This window comes from Thalassospira povalilytica (genome assembly GCF_002844235.1).
Lineage (GTDB): Bacteria > Pseudomonadota > Alphaproteobacteria > Rhodospirillales > Thalassospiraceae > Thalassospira > Thalassospira povalilytica.
Genome location: NZ_PGTS01000004.1, coordinates 51413 through 67780 on the forward strand (window position 1 = coordinate 51413; position 16368 = coordinate 67780).

Annotated in this window: 13 protein-coding genes; 11 read left to right on the top strand and 2 right to left on the bottom strand. The window is 55.6% G+C overall.

All coding sequences use genetic code 11. The annotated features are described in order from the left end of the window. Positions 1-23 precede the first annotated feature (23 nt). From CU041_RS11705 to CU041_RS11720, 4 genes are all read left to right on the top strand, one after another. Positions 24-3260: an ABC transporter transmembrane domain-containing protein gene (locus CU041_RS11705; RefSeq protein WP_101247087.1), complete on the top strand. Its 3237-nt coding sequence runs from the start codon at positions 24-26 to the stop codon at positions 3258-3260. A gap of 30 nt (positions 3261-3290) precedes the next feature. Continuing rightward, on the top strand, positions 3291-3536 hold the full coding sequence (locus tag CU041_RS11710) for a hypothetical protein (RefSeq protein WP_101247088.1): 246 nt from the start codon (positions 3291-3293) through the stop codon (positions 3534-3536). A gap of 179 nt (positions 3537-3715) precedes the next feature. Then, a complete protein-coding gene (locus CU041_RS11715; RefSeq protein WP_101247089.1) occupies positions 3716-5203 on the top strand; it encodes an NAD-dependent succinate-semialdehyde dehydrogenase in 1488 nt (495 codons plus the stop codon). A gap of 40 nt (positions 5204-5243) precedes the next feature. Beyond that, positions 5244-6644: an aspartate aminotransferase family protein gene (locus tag CU041_RS11720; protein ID WP_068516929.1), complete on the top strand. Its 1401-nt coding sequence runs from the start codon at positions 5244-5246 to the stop codon at positions 6642-6644. Positions 6645-6779: 135 nt separating this feature from the next. On the opposite strand, the gene CU041_RS11725 is transcribed toward CU041_RS11720, so the two are convergent. Both CU041_RS11725 and CU041_RS11730 read right to left on the bottom strand, forming a co-directional pair. Further along, the gene (locus CU041_RS11725) at positions 6780-7205 is read right to left on the bottom strand and encodes a hypothetical protein (RefSeq protein WP_170310212.1); all 426 of its coding nucleotides are present in this window, start codon (positions 7203-7205) and stop codon (positions 6780-6782) included. A gap of 328 nt (positions 7206-7533) precedes the next feature. Next, complete coding sequence (locus CU041_RS11730; RefSeq protein ID WP_068516931.1) at positions 7534-8553, bottom strand: TRAP transporter substrate-binding protein; 1020 nt, start codon at positions 8551-8553, stop codon at positions 7534-7536. A gap of 219 nt (positions 8554-8772) precedes the next feature. Here CU041_RS11730 and ehuR point away from each other — a divergent pair, with 219 nt between their 5' ends. The 7 genes from ehuR to doeA all read left to right on the top strand — a co-directional run bounded on the left by ehuR (position 8773) and on the right by doeA (position 16347). Then, complete coding sequence (gene ehuR / locus CU041_RS11735) at positions 8773-10170, top strand: MocR-like ectoine utilization transcription factor EhuR (protein WP_068516932.1); 1398 nt, start codon at positions 8773-8775, stop codon at positions 10168-10170. A 156-nt stretch (positions 10171-10326) separates the two neighbouring features. Then, a complete protein-coding gene (locus CU041_RS11740) occupies positions 10327-10908 on the top strand; it encodes a TRAP transporter small permease (RefSeq protein WP_228194436.1) in 582 nt (193 codons plus the stop codon). A 13-nt stretch (positions 10909-10921) separates the two neighbouring features. After that, a complete protein-coding gene (locus tag CU041_RS11745; protein ID WP_068516934.1) occupies positions 10922-12205 on the top strand; it encodes a TRAP transporter large permease in 1284 nt (427 codons plus the stop codon). 117 nt (positions 12206-12322) lie between these two features. Further along, positions 12323-13108, top strand: coding sequence for a maleate cis-trans isomerase family protein (locus tag CU041_RS11750; protein ID WP_101247091.1), 786 nt, complete (start codon positions 12323-12325; stop codon positions 13106-13108). A 12-nt stretch (positions 13109-13120) separates the two neighbouring features. After that, on the top strand, positions 13121-14110 hold the full coding sequence (gene eutB / locus CU041_RS11755; RefSeq protein ID WP_101247092.1) for a hydroxyectoine utilization dehydratase EutB: 990 nt from the start codon (positions 13121-13123) through the stop codon (positions 14108-14110). 5 nt (positions 14111-14115) lie between these two features. After that, entirely contained in the window at positions 14116-15108 is a 993-nt protein-coding gene (locus tag CU041_RS11760; RefSeq protein WP_101247093.1) for a cyclodeaminase, read from the top strand. 57 nt (positions 15109-15165) lie between these two features. Then, complete coding sequence (gene doeA, locus CU041_RS11765; protein WP_068516937.1) at positions 15166-16347, top strand: ectoine hydrolase DoeA; 1182 nt, start codon at positions 15166-15168, stop codon at positions 16345-16347. Positions 16348-16368 lie beyond the last annotated feature (21 nt).

Below are 16368 nucleotides of genomic sequence, written 5' to 3' on the forward strand. Positions count from 1 at the left end.
AATGCAACAGACGGGACGTGCGAATGCCCAAATCGGTCTTTGCCTATATCTGGCGCCATAGTCGCCTTCAGCAGATCATCCTGACCGTGGTGACACTGCTTTCATTTCCCTTCCTGTATTATTCGCTCGACCTGCCAAAGCAAATCGTCAACGAAGCCATCGGTGGTGCCGGCGCGCCCTATGATATTCTTGGCGTGCCGCTGAACCAGATTGAATATCTGTTTGCCCTGTCGGCAATTTTCCTGTCGCTTGTGTTTGTGAATGGCGGGTTCAAATATTTCATCAACGTCTATCAGGGCGTGATGGCAGAACGCATGCTCAGACGGATGCGCTATGAGCTGTTTGACCGTGTCCTGCGTTTTCCCCTGCCGCATTTTCGCAAAACCAGTCAGGGTGAAATCGTTTCAATGATCACCGCCGAGGCCGAACCGCTCGGCGGCTTCTTTGGCGAGGCGTTTGCCCTTCCGCTTTATCAGGGCGGCATCCTGATCACGATTTCGGCCTTTATCTTTATCCAGGACCCGTTGATGGGTCTAGCAGCGGTCGCCTTTTATCCGTTGCAAGGATATCTGATCCCCAAATTGCAACGCCGGGTGAACCTGCTTGGCAAACAGCGCGTGCAAAACGTGCGGCGCATGTCCGAGCATATCGGCGAAACCGTTGGCGGTGCGACCGATATTCGCGCCCATGAAACCCAGGGGTTTGAACTTACCCATTTCACCCAGCGTCTGGGCCGGATTTTTGAAATCCGCAAGGAAATCTATTACCGCAAATTCTTTATCAAGTTTCTCAACAACTTCATTGCCCAGATCACGCCGTTCTTTTTCTATTCGATTGGCGGTTATCTGGTTATCACCGGTGACCTCAGCTTCGGGGCGCTGGTCGCGGCCCTTGCCGCCTATAAGGACATGTCAGCACCGTGGAAAGAATTGCTGGCCTATTACCAGCGTCTGGCGGATGCCCATATCAAATATGAACAGCTGCATGAACAGTTCGAACTGCCTGATCTTGCACCCGAACATCAGCTTAGTGCGCCTTTGTCGCCTTCGCTTTCCGGCCCGCTTGATGTCAGCGCCCTTTCATGGATCGACGAAGACGGCACCCGCGTTGTTGAAAATGTTTCCTTTAACATGGCGCTTCCGGGCAATGCCCTTCTGACCGGCTCCTCCGACAGCGGCAAGTCACAGCTTGCCCGTCTTTTGGCACGCATTCTTGATCCGACCAGCGGACGCATCCAGTTCAATGATCTTGATGCAACCGCGTTGCCGCCCGCGGTCATCGGCCAGCGTCTGGCCTATGTCGGGGCGGATGCCTATCTGTTTAATGGCAGCATCGCCGATAACCTGTTTTACGGATTGAAGCACCGCCCGGTCATCATTGATCAGGATGCCGAAAACGATAATCCGGATCTTGAAAAATCCGACGTTAAAAACGCGCTTGCCCGCACCAAACAGGACGGGAAGCATCAAACAGACGATCCTAAATATCCGCTTCCGAAATTCGTCGAGACCATCGAACTGTCAGATCCGGCCGATCTGCCCTGGAAGCTGACCCGCGAGATGTATGACGAGATCAGGATGTCGGGCAACATCCCCTATGATCCGTCTGCCGAATGGATTGATTATATCGGACCGGGCTATCAGTCGCTTGATGAATTGCGAAGCGAACTTTTGCGCCTGCTTGAAGTTGTGGGCCTGGATCGGGACATCTACCGGATCGGCCTGTCGCGCCGGATCAATGCCGAAGAACGCCCTGACCTTGTCGAGGCCATTCTTGATGTCCGCCCGCGCCTGAAGGCGATCCTTGAAGAACGGCAATTGTCCGATCTTGTCGAACCCTATGACATCGAAAAATACAATGATAACGCCCCGGTCGGCGTGAACCTGATGTTCGGGTCGCCATCGCGTACCGATTTCAAGCGTTATGAATTCCTGTCTCATCCTTACATTCAGGAAAGCCTTCGGGAAAACGGCCTCTATGACAAAATGGTCAAGATGGGTCGTGAAACACTTGATCTGATGATCGAACTGTTTACCGGCTTGCCGCCCGGTCATGAATTTTTCGATCGTTACAGCTTTGTCTCGGCCGATGAGATTGCCGATGTCAAAAACATCCTGAAACGCACAGACGGCGTTGCTGTCGATGACATGCGCGAAGAAGACCAGCTTCGTCTGCTTGACGTTGCCATGCAACTGACCCCGGCCCGCCACCGTTTGCGGGTGATTGATGATGATTTCCGTGACCTGATTCTCAAGGCGCGCCCGAAAATTCGCGCCAACCTGCCAGAAGAATTGTCACAACATATCGACTTCTTCGAAGCAGACGGTTACGCCCCGGCTGCCCCGATCATTGACAACCTTCTGTTTGGTCGCTTTGCCTATGGCCGCGCGCACTCAGAAGAACGGGTTGGCGAAGTCCTGTTCGAAATCGCCCATGAGGGCCGCCTGTATGAAGGGCTGGTTGCGCTCGGTCTTGAAAGTCAGGTCGGTGTCGGCGGCAGTCGCATGTCACAGAACCTGCGTCAGAAAATCGCCCTTGTCCGCGCCCTGATCAAAAATCCCGATCTTCTGGTTGTCGACGAAGGATTGTCGGCACTTGACCGTGAAACCCGTGAAAGCGTCATCAATTATCTGACCGGGGAAAACGACAATACCAGTCTGGTCTGGGTTGATGGCGATGATCAGGACAATGACAAGTTCGATACATTGCTGCATATGTCGAACGGCAAACTGGTCAAACGCCGCAGCCATACCGACGATGAAAGCAGCGACACCACCGAAACCGAAGACGATGCCGCCATTCTTGCCGATGGCAATATCGAACAGGAAGTCCGGCTGCTGCGCACCATTCCGCTGTTTGCCGGCCTTGATCCCAGTGTCGTCAAGCTGCTGGCCTTTACCAGCCCGCGCCTGACCTTCAAACATGGCGAGGTCCTTGTCAAACAGGGTGACCCGGGCGATGCCGCCTTTATCGTGATTTCCGGTCGCGGTGAAATCTGGCTGACCACCGAGGAACAACAAACCCTGAAACTGCGCGATGTCCATCCCAAGGAAGTCATCGGCGAAATCGCCCTTCTGGTCGATGCACCGCGTTCGGCAACCATCCGTGCTGTCGAGGATATGACGGTTCTCAAACTCGACAAAACCGAATTCCTTGGCCTCGTCCGACAGGACCAGGCCGTCGCGGTACAGCTGATCCGTGTCCTTGCAGACAGACTGGATCAAACCACCAAACAACTCAGCAGCCGGACAAGCGACTAAATGTGCCCTGAATTGCTGAAATAGCCGACCATGAACAAAGTTGCTTCCATATTGCTTGCTGCGGTGATGGCCATTGTCATGCTTGGCGGGTTTATGGCCCTGCTGGGCGGCAGCATCGTCGGGGCGCTGGTTTTCATCCTTGGCATTCCCTTTGCCTTTCCGATGTCTACCAGTGTGGTTGTTCTGTTCTTTTTGGTGATTATCATCCGTACCGTGATCGAAAAGCGCCGTCAGAAACGCGAAATGCAGAAATACCTGACATCGCCTGACGACTGAAAACCGGGCGTTTTGCGCCCGCGCAGAAAAAACATCCGGATTTGACCATCGCGGACCAAAAAAAACGCATCATTTGGGTCCGAGTTCGGAAACCTCCTCTGAGAAACTGCTGATAGCTTCCTTGCAGTTCAACAAACAGGCTCGACCGGAAGTGTCGGCTGGTTCTCAAGGAGGTCAAAATGACGGCACAGTCAAAAGAACAGCGTTGTGTGTCGTTAAGCCAGCTTGCCGATTTGCGGCTGCTGCGCGAACACGCCTATATCGATGGACGCTGGTGCTCGGCCGATAATCTTCAGGTTATCGAAGTCACCAACCCGTTCGATGGAAGTTTTATCGGCACAGTCCCGAATATGGGAATCTTTGAAACCCGCAAGGCCATTGCCGCGGCCCGCGCGGCCTTTCCGGCATGGGCCGGGTTGCTGCCCCAGGAACGTGCATCTGCACTGCGTCGCTGGCATGATCTTCTGATCGAGAACAAGGAAGATCTGGCTTTGCTGATGACCCTTGAACAGGGCAAGCCGATCAACGAAGCGCGTGGCGAAATCGATTACGCAGCAAGCTTTGTCGAATTTTACGCCGAAGAAGCCAAACGCGTGAATATTGAAAACATCACGTCCCACCTTCCCGGCCGCAATATGAGCGTCAAACGCGAACCGATCGGCGTTACCGCAGCCGTCACACCATGGAACTTCCCGTGCGCAATGATCACGCGCAAGGCCGCTGCCGCATTGGCAGCCGGTTGCACCATGATCGTCCGCCCGGCAACCGAAACGCCGTTTTCCGCCACCGCCCTTGCCGAACTGGCCGAACGGGCCGGGATCCCGGCGGGCGTGTTCAATATCGTTACCGGTGATCCCAACCCGGTGGTGGGTGAGCTGTGCGGCAATCCGCTGGTGCGGGCATTGTCCTTTACCGGTTCGACCGAAGTTGGACGTTTGTTGCTGTCACAAGGGGCTCAGACCATCAAGAAAATGTCGATGGAACTTGGCGGTCATGCCCCGTTCATCGTGTTTGATGATGTTGATGTCGACGAGGCCGTGGCACATGCAATCAATGCCAAATTCGCCACCAGCGGACAGGATTGCCTTGCAGCCAACCGCATCTTTGTCCAGCGCGGCATTTATGATGCGTTCCTCGACAAATATGCCAAGGCGATTGCCGCCCTTCGGGTTGGAAACGGCATCGAGGAACATGTCGAAATCGGACCTTTGATGCATGATCGCGCCATTGCCAAATGCGAACAGCATGTGGCGGATGCCCGCGCCAAAGGTGCGCGCGTTCTGACCGGCGGCAAAAAGATGGGTGGCCTGTTCTATGCCCCGACACTTCTGGCCGATGTCACAAGCGATATGCAAATCTATCGCGAAGAAACATTTGGCCCGGTCGCACCGGTCATGGCCTTTGACCATGAAGATGATGTCGTCCAACAGGCCAATGACAGCGAATATGGTCTGGCCGCCTATCTGCTGACCAATGATCATGACCGTGCAGCACGGGTTTCCAATGCCCTGGAATACGGCATGGTCGCGCTTAACTGCGTCAAGATCACCGGCGCCCCCATTCCGTTTGGCGGGGTCAAACAGTCAGGCCTTGGTCGCGAGGGATCGCGTCACGGTCTCGAAGAATTCACCGAACTCAAATATGTCTGCGCCGCCTACAAGGCCTGATGCGCCAGAACGACCACCGCATTCACATGGGAGAAGCAAAATGAATGTCATCAAAAACACCACCGCCGACTTGCAGGAAATGGATCGGGCGCATTTCATGCATCCATCCACCCATATGCGCCAGCACGCCGCCGGGGAAACCCCGAACCGCATCATCAATGGTGGCAAGGGTATCTATATTCATGACACCGAAGGCAAAGAAACCCTTGATGCCTTTGCCGGTCTTTATTGCGTGAATATCGGTTATGGCCGCACCGAGGTCGCCGATGCGATCTATGCCCAGGCCAAGGAACTGGCCTATTATCACACCTATGTCGGGCACAGTAACGAGCCGATCATTCGTCTGTCGGACCGTATTGTCAAAAGCGCCCCAGAAGGCATGCAGCGCGTCTATTACGGCATGTCGGGTTCGGATGCGAACGAAACCAACATCAAGCTGATCTGGTACTACAACAATATCCGCGGCCTGCCGCAGAAGAAAAAGATCATCTCGCGCTGGCGCGGCTATCATGGTTCCGGGATCATGACCGGCAGCCTGACCGGTCTTGCGGCCTTCCACAATGCGTTTGATCTTCCGCGGGCACCAGTTTTGCACACCACCTGCCCGCACCATTACTGGAACGCCGAAGCCGGCGAGACCGAGGCCGAATTTGCCAAACGTTGTGCCGATGATCTTGAAAAAATGATCTTGCGCGAAGGTCCGGAAACCGTGGCCGCCTTTATCGGCGAACCGGTCATGGGCACGGGCGGCATCATCACCCCGCCAGAAGGTTACTGGGATGCCATTCAGGCGGTTCTGAACAAATATGACGTTCTGCTGGTTGCTGACGAGGTTGTTACCGCGTTTGGTCGTACCGGGTCCTATTTCGGGTCCCAGCATTACGGCATGAAACCCGACCTGATCACGATTGCCAAGGGTGTGTCATCGGGCTATCTGCCGCTTTCGGGTGTGATTATCGGTGAACGCGTCTGGAAGGTCCTGGAACAGGGTTCGGATCAGATGGGCCCGATCGGCCATGGCTGGACCTATTCCGCCCATCCGGTATGTGCGGCTGCTGCCAATGCCAACCTTGATATTGTCGATGGTGAAAACCTGACGGGCAATGCGGCCGAGACCGGTGGCTATTTCCAGCATCTGCTGCGTGAAACCTTCAAGGATCATCCGCTGGTGGGTGAAGCCCGCGGTGTTGGCCTGATGGCGGCCCTGGAATTTGTTGCCGACAAAACCAAAAAGGAACGCTTCGATCCGAACGCAAAGATCGGCCCGCGTGTGTCAGCCGCCTGTCTTGAACGCGGCATGATTGCACGCGCAATGCCGCACGGTGACATCCTTGGCTTTGCCCCGCCGCTTTGCATCACCAAGGCGGAAATCGACAAGGTTGTCGATATCGCCAAACAGGCGGTCGATGCCGTTGCCGACGAAGTCGCCGCGGGTAAATAATCCGGCGGAACATCATCCCCGCCGCGTCCAACCTTCTTCCCGACGCGGTGCACGAACAGGGGCCGGGCCCATGACCGGCCCCTGTTTTAATTTTTGTCATTGATGGTCACGGCACCGCTGATCCGGGGATCCGGATTACTGACAAACCGTTTCAAACTTGCCAGACGCCCCTTTTTTCGACGATACAGCGCAACTGCCGGTCATGCTGCCGGATGCATTGATGATTTGAAGTTTGATTTCGGCATTGCCGCCATTTTCCGCCGGCCACCAGATCGAACCGGCACTGTCAGAACCCGACAGGTTCAGAAACGGTGCAGCATTGCTGTTGGCCACCCCTGAAACGACAGTGCTGTTTGCGGAATTGCTAAGCGCATCACGCACAGTCACCGCTGCAGAATCAGGCGACTTTTCCGCCCATTCAGCCGGCGACACGGGCACACCATTGGGGTTGAGGACCTCTGCCTTGGGCGAGGTCACAAATGTTCCAAGCGCCATCAACGCAAACATCAGCACCGGAAAAATAGCATCACGGGCACATTGAAGCAGGTTGAACATATTCACGGCCAGTTCCTTTCACGTCAGTTTCAACACCACAGACCGGTTATCGGAATGGGCACGTATTAGACGCCTGCCCCCCGTTATTGTGAGGTTTGCAATAACGTCCGGCCCGTCAAGCCATCGATCCGGCCTTCGATCAAGCACCCGCGCATCGAAAACAGACCGGGCATCCGCGATGCATACGTCATTTGCGGCACAGGTTTGAAATGCACGCCAAGATATCAACCATCAAAGAATACAACTTTTGGTGTTAAATCTCAAAATACAAAAAACCCCGCAGCAAGGTGCTGCGGGGTTTTGTCAGATCACCGTTGAAGACGGCGAGACGTTGTTACATCTCGGTGCCGAATTCCTTGCGAAGTGAGTCCAGAACTTCTTTGGTGTCACCACCGACTTCCTCGACCAGGCTTGCGCCAATGCCTTTGGAAGCGTCTTTGAACGCTGCGCGCTGTGCATCATCAAGACGGATCACCTGGATGTCCGGCTTGGCTTTCTTGATGCGATCAAGTGCTGCGTCGTTGGCTTTTTTCTGGGCTTCATAGATGAAGTCGTCGAGTTCGGATTTCACCTCTGCCAGCATTGCCTTGCGCTCGTCAGACAGACCTGCATAGAAGTCGGCATTCGAGACCACCGTGGTGGTGTATTGCTGCTGACCGGCATAAATCAGATAGTCGGTAACTTCATAAAACTTGGCACTTTCGATGAAGAAGATCGGGTTGACCTGTGCGTCGATCACGCTGGTCTGAAGGCCCGAATAAACTTCACCCCACGGCAGTGCGACCGGATCGGAACCGAACGATTTATAGGTCTCGATCAGGATAGGCGAAGTCATCACACGGAATTTCACACCATCGAAATCAGCCGGTTTCTTGACTTCTTTCTTGGTGGTCCAGACCATTTCGCCTTCCGGGTACATGGTATAAAGCTTAAGCCCCTTGGACTCGAAATCCTTCGAAAGACCTTCATAAATGGTCGGGCTGCTCGACAGGACCTTTTTGTTCACATCGTTGTCCTGCGACAACAGATACGGAACACCAAAGACCTGGATTTCCGGAACAAAGGTACCAAGGTGACCCGGTGACGCGTTCGAGAACTGAACAGCACCTGCCGCCGTCAATTCGGTAATGTCGTTTTCCGTGCCGAGCTGACCATAGGTGTAAATGGTAACCGTCACATCGCCATTGGTCTTTTCTTCAACAAGGCGTTTGAATTCCTTGGCATAAAGATCCTGAACATCACCCGGGCTTTCCTCGTGGGCGAATTTCCATTCTTCGGCATGGACGGCGGTCCCGGCTACTGCGAACAGGGCGGCAGCAGACAGGGTTGCCTTGAAGAGTTTGTTCAAACTCATATCGAAGTCTCCCTTATTGTTACGCGCAACGACCGAGTTTTGACCCGGATTCAGGGGCGTTTGGTTGGCACATCAATGTCATGAACGCGCAAAGTGTTGAAATGTTCCTGCATCAGGTCAATGCTAGTTTTGTTTCATGACAAAATAACATTGACGTCTACACATTAACCCGCAGCTCATGTTAGGGTTCGACAAAACAACGAGGGTGGAAATCGAACAATGTGGCTGCCAGACATCAATCTCAGCGGCGAAACAGGTCCGAAATACAAGGCACTGGTCGAAGCAATCATCACCGATATCGAGTCGGGCAGATTGCGCCACGACGTTCGCATGCCAACCCATCGCGAACTGGCCTATCGCCTGAAAGTCAGCGTGCAAACCGTCAGTGCGGCCTACAAGGAAGTCGAACGCCAGGGCTATCTCAGATCCGAACGCCGCCGCGGCACCTTTGTCCAGGCGCGCCTGACCGACCGGGCATCTACCTTTATCCTCGACAGTCGGCAACCCGACCTGATCGACCTGTCAATCGTACGCGCCGCCTATACCGATTTTCACAATGATCTGTCGCGTCAGATCAATACCCGCCTGTCCGAAGAACCGCATCACAGCTGGATGGAAAGCTGCCGTCCGGTCGCCGGGTTTGAATATCACCGTGACATCGGCCGCACCTGGCTTGCCGGACATGGCGTTGATGTTGCCATCCCCAATCTTTTGATCACCAATGGCGCGGCACAGGGGGTTTTCACCGCCCTGGCCACCGTTGTTCAGCCTGACGACGTGGTTCTGACCGAAAGTCTGACCGACCATGGGGTCATCGGAACGGCGAGTATCCTGCGCTTTAAACTCGGCGCCCTGCCCACCGATGACGAAGGCATCCTGCCCGATGCCTTTGAACGCGAATGCCGCAACCGGCAGATCCGCGCCCTTGTCGTCACCCCGATTTTCACCAACCCGACCAACTGTCTGATGGGGCTGGAACGGCGCAAGAAGATCGCTGAAATCGCCGAACATTACGGTGTGTATGTCATTGAAGATGACGTCTATCGCCCGCTTCTTGAACAAAACCTGCCCCCGATCACAAGCTTTTTGCCCAAGCTCGGCTTCCATGTTTCAAGCCTGACCAAGATCGTCATGCCGGGCCTGCGCACCGGTTTCCTGACAGTTCCCCAGCACTTGTCGATTCGCGCCAGCAGCGTGTTGCGCGTCACCGGCTGGATGGGGACTCCGATGATGGCAGAGATCGGCGCACGCTGGATTGTCGATGGTACGGTCGAACAGGCCGTCACCGTGCAACGCGCCCTGATGCGCGAACGCCAGGCCCTTGTCGCCGATATTCTGGGCAGTGCGGTCGTGCGCCATCACCCGACATCCCTAAGCGCCTGGGTTCGTATTCCCGCCCATTGGCAGGAAGAATGGTTTGCCTCCGAACTGCGTAAAAACGGCATTGCGGTTACGATTTCCGACCCCTTCATGACCGTAAAGGTCCCCCGCCCCAATGCCATTCGCATCTGCCTTGGCGGGGCCCCCGACACCCCGACATTGCATCACGGGCTGATGCAAATCCGCCATACCATGGAACAGATGCCCGGCGTCCATGCCTTCGACGTTATGTATTGATTTTTGTGCCATGACAAAAATCTGATTGAACCGTCACAAAGCGTTTTTATTCTGACCAGACCGGCGCGAAGCGAACGGCAATACTGTGTGGGAGGGAACCATTCACCGCACATCACGTTCTGCAACAATGTCTCGCACGCGCATCAAGGAGGTCGTATGTCAGGTTCAAACGGGGAGACCCCCGCCCCGAGTGGTGGGGTGTTGGGCATTCTGAAACGTCTTGATGACGGGTTATCCGTGATCGAGCGTCAGCTTCTGGGGTGGAGCATCGTGATCATGGCGGTCAATACCGTCGCCAACGTGATCATGCGCCTTGTCTTCAGTTCGAGCATCTTCTTTTCCGAAGAACTCAATCAGTTTCTGATCATTCTTGTCACATTCGTCGGCATCAGCGAGGCCGCCCGCATGGGGCGCCATATTCGCATGTCCGCCTTTACCGACATGCTCGGCCCGACGACCAGCAAGATCATGATGATCATCATCACCACCGGGACCGCCTGCCTTCTGTTTCTTCTGGCCTGGTATTCCGTCGATTATGTGATGTCCCTGATCAAGTCGAACCGCCTGACCCCGGCCTTGCGCATACCGTATTACTTCACCGTCCTCTGGGTTCCGTTCGGTCTGACCGTCACCGGCATCCAGTTCCTGTTTGCCGCTGCAACGAACATCTTCAAACCGGGGACCCATCTGTCCTATCGGGTCGAAGACACGTTCGAAGCCGAAGATCATCACCTGTAAGGAGGACGGAAAAATGGATCTTGGAACCTCAATCCTTCTGGTGATGCTGGTCCTGCTGGTACTTGGCTTCCCGATGATGGTACCGCTGGCAACCGCCAGCGTCGTTGCATTCGCCTTTTACATGCCGATCCCGGAACGCATCCTGATTCAGCAAATGGTCACCGGCATTTCGCCCGTGGCCCTGATCGCGGTGCCGATGTTTATCTTTGCCGCCGATATCGTGACAAAGGGCCATACAGCCAATCGGCTGATTGATCTTGCCATGACATTTGTCGGTCATGTGCGTGGCGGTCTTGCTGTGACCACCGCCCTTGGCTGTACGCTGTTTGGCGCGGTATCGGGCTCGACCCAGGCAACCGTTGTTGCAATGGGGGGACCGCTGCGTCCCAAGATGCTCAAGGCCGGCTACGAAGACAAATTCGCCATGGCCCTGATCATCAATGCCAGTGACATTGCCTTTTTGATCCCGCCATCAATCGGCATGATCGTGTTTGGTGTGGTTGGCAAGGTTTCGATTGGCGAGCTGTTCCTCGCGGGGATTGGTCCGGGCATTCTGATCCTGATCATGTTCTCGCTTTACTGCATGTATTACGCCAAAAAGAACAATATCCCGACCATCCCGCGCATGACCTGGGCGGAACGCGGACGGGCCGTGATCAATGCCGGTCCGGCGATCATGTTCCCGGTTCTGATTGTCGGGGGCATCTATCTGGGTTGGGTCAGCCCGACCGAGGTCGCAGCCGTCGCCGTGGTTTATGCAATCATTCTTGAAGTTCTGATCTTCAAATCGGTCAAATGGTCCGAATTGCTTGAAATTGCGCGCTCCACCGGCCTGATTACCGCAGTTGTGTTTATTCTGGTTGGCGCTGGAACAACATTCTCGTTTGTCATTTCCTTTGCTCAGATCCCGCAGCATGTCATTGGTGCGCTGGGTCTTGAAGGTGCCAACCCCTACATCATTCTGGCCGCCATCTGCATCGCGTTCTTTATCGGTTGCATGTTTGTCGACCCGATTGTCGTCATTCTGGTTCTGACACCGATCTTCATGCCGCTGGTCAATCAGGCCGGTCTTGATCCGGTTCTGGTCGGCACACTGGTAACACTTCAGGTCGCGATCGGATCGGCGACACCACCATTCGGGTGCGATATCTTTACGGCCATCGCGATCTTCAGGCGACCCTATGCCGAGGTCATTCGCGGGACGCCACCGTTCATTTTCATGCTGCTGCTGGCAGCGGTGATTCTGATTTTCGTTCCGCAGATCGCGTTGTTCCTGCCTGAACTGGCGTTCCGTTAACCGACACCAGTCTGGCAGAAACCGGGCACTGTCCCGGAAACAAATTCGACAGCATGTGAAACCCGGGGCGGTCCCGATCAAAACATAAAGACCGCCCCATCCATGGAGTTCAGGACGATGTCCGTATCCCCAGCGGTCACGCCAGAGCCGGTAGACCTGCCCTATTTTCCTGATCCGGTCGGACCGGCGGGCAAGATTGGGCTGATCACACTGGCGACTGACTTCAACAGCGAGGATGACCTGCGCGGCATCCTGCCAGCCGATATTCGTCTGTTCACCACCCGGATTGAAAATGCCAATCCGGTCACGGTCGAAAACCTGCGTGCGATGGCCGATGACCTGCCACGCGCGGCGCGCACCTTGCTGCCCGGATACGGGGTGGATGTTGCGATATTTGGCTGTACGTCGGGCACGGCTGTCACCGGTTCGGAACGGATCGCGTCCCTGATCCATCAGGGGATGCCCGGTGTAAAGGTCACCAACCCGCTTCTTGCCGGTGAATTGGCCCTGCGCGCAGTAAAGGCGCAAAAAATTGCCATCCTGACCCCCTATGTTGCCGACGTTACCCGCTCGGTCGCCGACGGCTTTGCCGCACAGGGTTTCAAGGCCACCCGTCTGATGGGGTTTGGCCTTGATAGCGATCAGGACATGACCGCACTGCCCCCGGGCATTCTGCTTGAAGCAGCCCTTAAGGCCGACACACCCGATGCGGATGCAGTTTTCATTTCCTGCACGGCCATTCGGTCAGCCGAAATCGCCGCCGAGGCTGAAAAGAAACTCGGCAAGCCGGTGATCACCAGCAATCAGGCCCTGATCTGGCATGCGCTGCATCTGCTTGGCTATGACAAACCGGTCACGGGGTTCGGAACCCTGTTTGACCATGCCCCGCAACCCGAAGAATAAGTCGAGGTCGCCATGAAAGACCCCATCACATTTGCTGATGTTCTTTCTGCCCGCAAAACCATTGCGGGTCATGTGATCCATACGCCATTGCGTCCCTCTACCGCCCTGTCCGAGCGTGTCGGGAGCCCCGTCTGGCTGAAATGCGAACACCAACAATATACCGGAAGCTTCAAGCTGCGCGGTGCTGCCAACGCTGTCTTGCGCCTCAGCAATGATCAGAAGGCCAAAGGCGTGGTCGGCGTTTCGACCGGCAATTACGGTCGCGCCCTTGCCTATGCCGCGCGCAATGCCGGGGTGCGGTCGGTCATCTGCATGTCCGAACTGGTGCCAAAGAACAAGGTCGACGGCATTCGCGCCCAAGGGGCCGAAGTCCGCATTACCGGACAGTCCCAGGATGAAGCCCAGCTTGAAGTCGACCGTCTGGTCAAGGAAGACGGCATGACCATGCTGCCGCCCTTTGATCATGCCGACATCATTGCCGGTCAGGGCACGCTTGGACTTGAAGTCATCGAAGCCCTTCCCGATGTCGATACCCTTCTGGTGCCGTTGTCTGGCGGCGGGCTTCTGGCCGGGGTTGCGCTGGTGGCGAAATCGATCAATCCGGCCATCCGGGTGGTCGGCATTTCGATGGAACGCGGCTGCGCAATGATCACAAGCCTTCAGGAAGGCAAACCAACCGCTGTTCGGGAATTGCCGACATTGGCCGACAGTCTTGGCGGCGGCATTGGCGAAAACAACCAGTACACATTCGATATGTGCGCCGATCTGACCGATGACTTTGTTCTGGTCAACGAAGCCCAGATCGCAGACGGCATTCGTGCGGCCTATCACGATGATCAACAGGTGATCGAAGGATCAGGCGCCGTTGGCATCGCCGCCCTGCGCGCCGGTCTGGTGGATAACCCCGGACGGACTGTTGTCCTGACCACGGGCTGCAACATCGATATGGAATTGCACAAACGCATTGCCGGCGGCGAAGACGTCGACCTGATGGCGGAGTAACCGATATGCCCAAAATCAGAATTCTGACCGAAAGCGATCTTCGCAACGTCATCGATCTTGATCGTGATGCGATCAAATGCGTTGAAGATGCCTTTGACGCACTGGCGACCAAGGATGTGCGCATGCCGCCGATCCTGCGCCTTGATATCGAAGATCATAATGGCGAGGTCGATGTCAAAACCGCCTATGTACCGGGGCTCGACAGCTTTGCCATCAAGATCAGCCCGGGCTTCTTTGACAATCCCAAACTGGGCCTGCCATCGGTCAATGGCATGATGAACCTGTTTTCATCAAAAACCGGCATGCTTGAGGCCGTCCTGCTTGATAACGGCTATCTGACCGATGTGCGAACAGCAGCCGCGGGCGGCGTTGCCGCGCACCATCTTGCGCGAAAGGATGCCAAACATGCCGCCATCTTTGGGGCCGGTGTGCAGGCCCGCCTGCAACTCAAGGCGCTGACACTGGTGCGCGATATCACCTCTGCCACCATTTGGGCCCGTGACATCGCCAAGGCCGAAGCATGTGCCAAAAAGGCGTCGCTTGAACTGGGGATCCCGGTATCGGCCACCGATGATGGCAAGGAGGCCGCATCGAACGCCGATATCATCGTCACCACAACCCCGGCCCGTGAACCGGTCTTGATGGCCGACTGGATTGCACCGGGCACCCATGTCACGGCCATGGGATCGGATGCCGAACATAAAAACGAAGTTGATCCGGCCCTGATCGGCAGGGCGGATCTTTATGTCTGCGACAGTCAGGCACAGACCAGCATCCTTGGCGAACTTCACCACGCCTTGGCTGCCGGGATTGTTGCCCCTGATGCCGCATTCCCCGAACTCGGTCAGATCATCGCCAAATCGGCAACCGGCAGGACATCTGCCGCGCAGATTACGGTCTGTGACCTGACCGGAACCGGTGTCCAGGACACCGCAATCGCCACCCTCGCCCGTCAACGCTGCGACTTGGTCGCTGCTGGCGTCGAGATTTCGTCTTAATAACACAAGGACAATGGGTCAGGAAAAACTGAAACCCGCCTTTTTTGGAGGCCTGCGATGAGCCAGGTTGAATTGAATTTCACGCGCGAGGAATATGCCGAGCGTCTGGAGAAAACCAAAAACGCCATGGTGGAAAGGGGCATCGATCTTTTGATCGTCACCGATCCGTCAAACATGGCCTGGCTGACCGGCTATGACGGCTGGTCCTTTTATGTCCATCAATGTGTGCTTGTCCCGATCGAAGATGATCCGATCTGGTTCGGGCGATCCCAGGATGCCAACGGGGCAAAGCGCACGGTCTATATGACCCATGATCGCATCATCCCCTATGCCGATTACTATGTGCAATCGACGACCCATCACCCGATGGATTACCTGTCCGAGGTCATCGAACATCGCGGCTGGGCAAGTCGCCGTATCGGCGTGGAAATGGATAACTACTATTTCTCGGCCAAGGCGTTCCTTCAACTTCAGACCCATCTGCCCAATGCCAAGTTTTCCGATGCCACCGCACTGGTAAACTGGCAGCGCGCGGTAAAATCCGAGACCGAAATTTTCTATATGCGTCAGGCCGCCCGCATTGTTGAAAACATGCATGAACGCATTTTCGAAATTGTCGAACCGGGCATGCGCAAGAACGAACTGGTTGCCGAAATCTTCCGTACCGGGATTGCCGGGATTGACGGTATTGGCGGTGATTATCCGGCGATCGTGCCGTTGCTGCCATCCGGGCAGGATGCCAGTGCGCCGCATCTGACCTGGGATGAAAAGCCCATCCCCGGCGATGCCGGAACCTTTTTCGAGATCGCGGGTTGCTACAAACGCTATCACGCGCCCTTGTCACGCACGATCTTCCTTGGCGATCCGGATCAACGGTTCCTTGACGCCGAAAGTGCACTGATCGAAGGCCTTCAGGCCGGGCTCGAAGCCGCCAAGCCGGGCAACGTTTGCGAAGACATCGCCCTTGCCTTCTTTGGTGTGCTTCAGAAATTCGGCATCGAAAAAGACAGCCGCTGTGGCTATCCGATCGGGCTGTCCTATCCGCCGGACTGGGGCGAACGCACCATGAGCCTGCGTCCCGGTGATCGCACGGTCCTTGAACCGGGCATGACATTCCACTTCATGCCCGGTCTCTGGTTTGATGACTGGGGGATCGAGATCACCGAAAGCATGATGATCACGGAAACCGGCAGCAAAACACTGACCAGCTATCCGCGTCAGCTGTTTGTAAAGAACTAAGCCAAAAGCCGCACCGGGCCG

Coding starts and splice junctions, on each gene's coding strand:
- CU041_RS11720 (WP_068516929.1), top strand. CDS start 5,244: ATGAATGTCATCAAAAACACCACCGCCGACTTGCAGGAAATGGATCGG.
- CU041_RS11715 (WP_101247089.1), top strand. CDS start 3,716: ATGACGGCACAGTCAAAAGAACAGCGTTGTGTGTCGTTAAGCCAGCTT.
- CU041_RS11730 (WP_068516931.1), bottom strand. CDS start 8,553: ATGAGTTTGAACAAACTCTTCAAGGCAACCCTGTCTGCTGCCGCCCTG.
- doeA (WP_068516937.1), top strand. CDS start 15,166: ATGAGCCAGGTTGAATTGAATTTCACGCGCGAGGAATATGCCGAGCGT.
- CU041_RS11740 (WP_228194436.1), top strand. CDS start 10,327: ATGTCAGGTTCAAACGGGGAGACCCCCGCCCCGAGTGGTGGGGTGTTG.
- CU041_RS11745 (WP_068516934.1), top strand. CDS start 10,922: ATGGATCTTGGAACCTCAATCCTTCTGGTGATGCTGGTCCTGCTGGTA.
- CU041_RS11760 (WP_101247093.1), top strand. CDS start 14,116: ATGCCCAAAATCAGAATTCTGACCGAAAGCGATCTTCGCAACGTCATC.
- eutB (WP_101247092.1), top strand. CDS start 13,121: ATGAAAGACCCCATCACATTTGCTGATGTTCTTTCTGCCCGCAAAACC.
- ehuR (WP_068516932.1), top strand. CDS start 8,773: ATGTGGCTGCCAGACATCAATCTCAGCGGCGAAACAGGTCCGAAATAC.
- CU041_RS11750 (WP_101247091.1), top strand. CDS start 12,323: ATGTCCGTATCCCCAGCGGTCACGCCAGAGCCGGTAGACCTGCCCTAT.
- CU041_RS11710 (WP_101247088.1), top strand. CDS start 3,291: ATGAACAAAGTTGCTTCCATATTGCTTGCTGCGGTGATGGCCATTGTC.
- CU041_RS11705 (WP_101247087.1), top strand. CDS start 24: ATGCCCAAATCGGTCTTTGCCTATATCTGGCGCCATAGTCGCCTTCAG.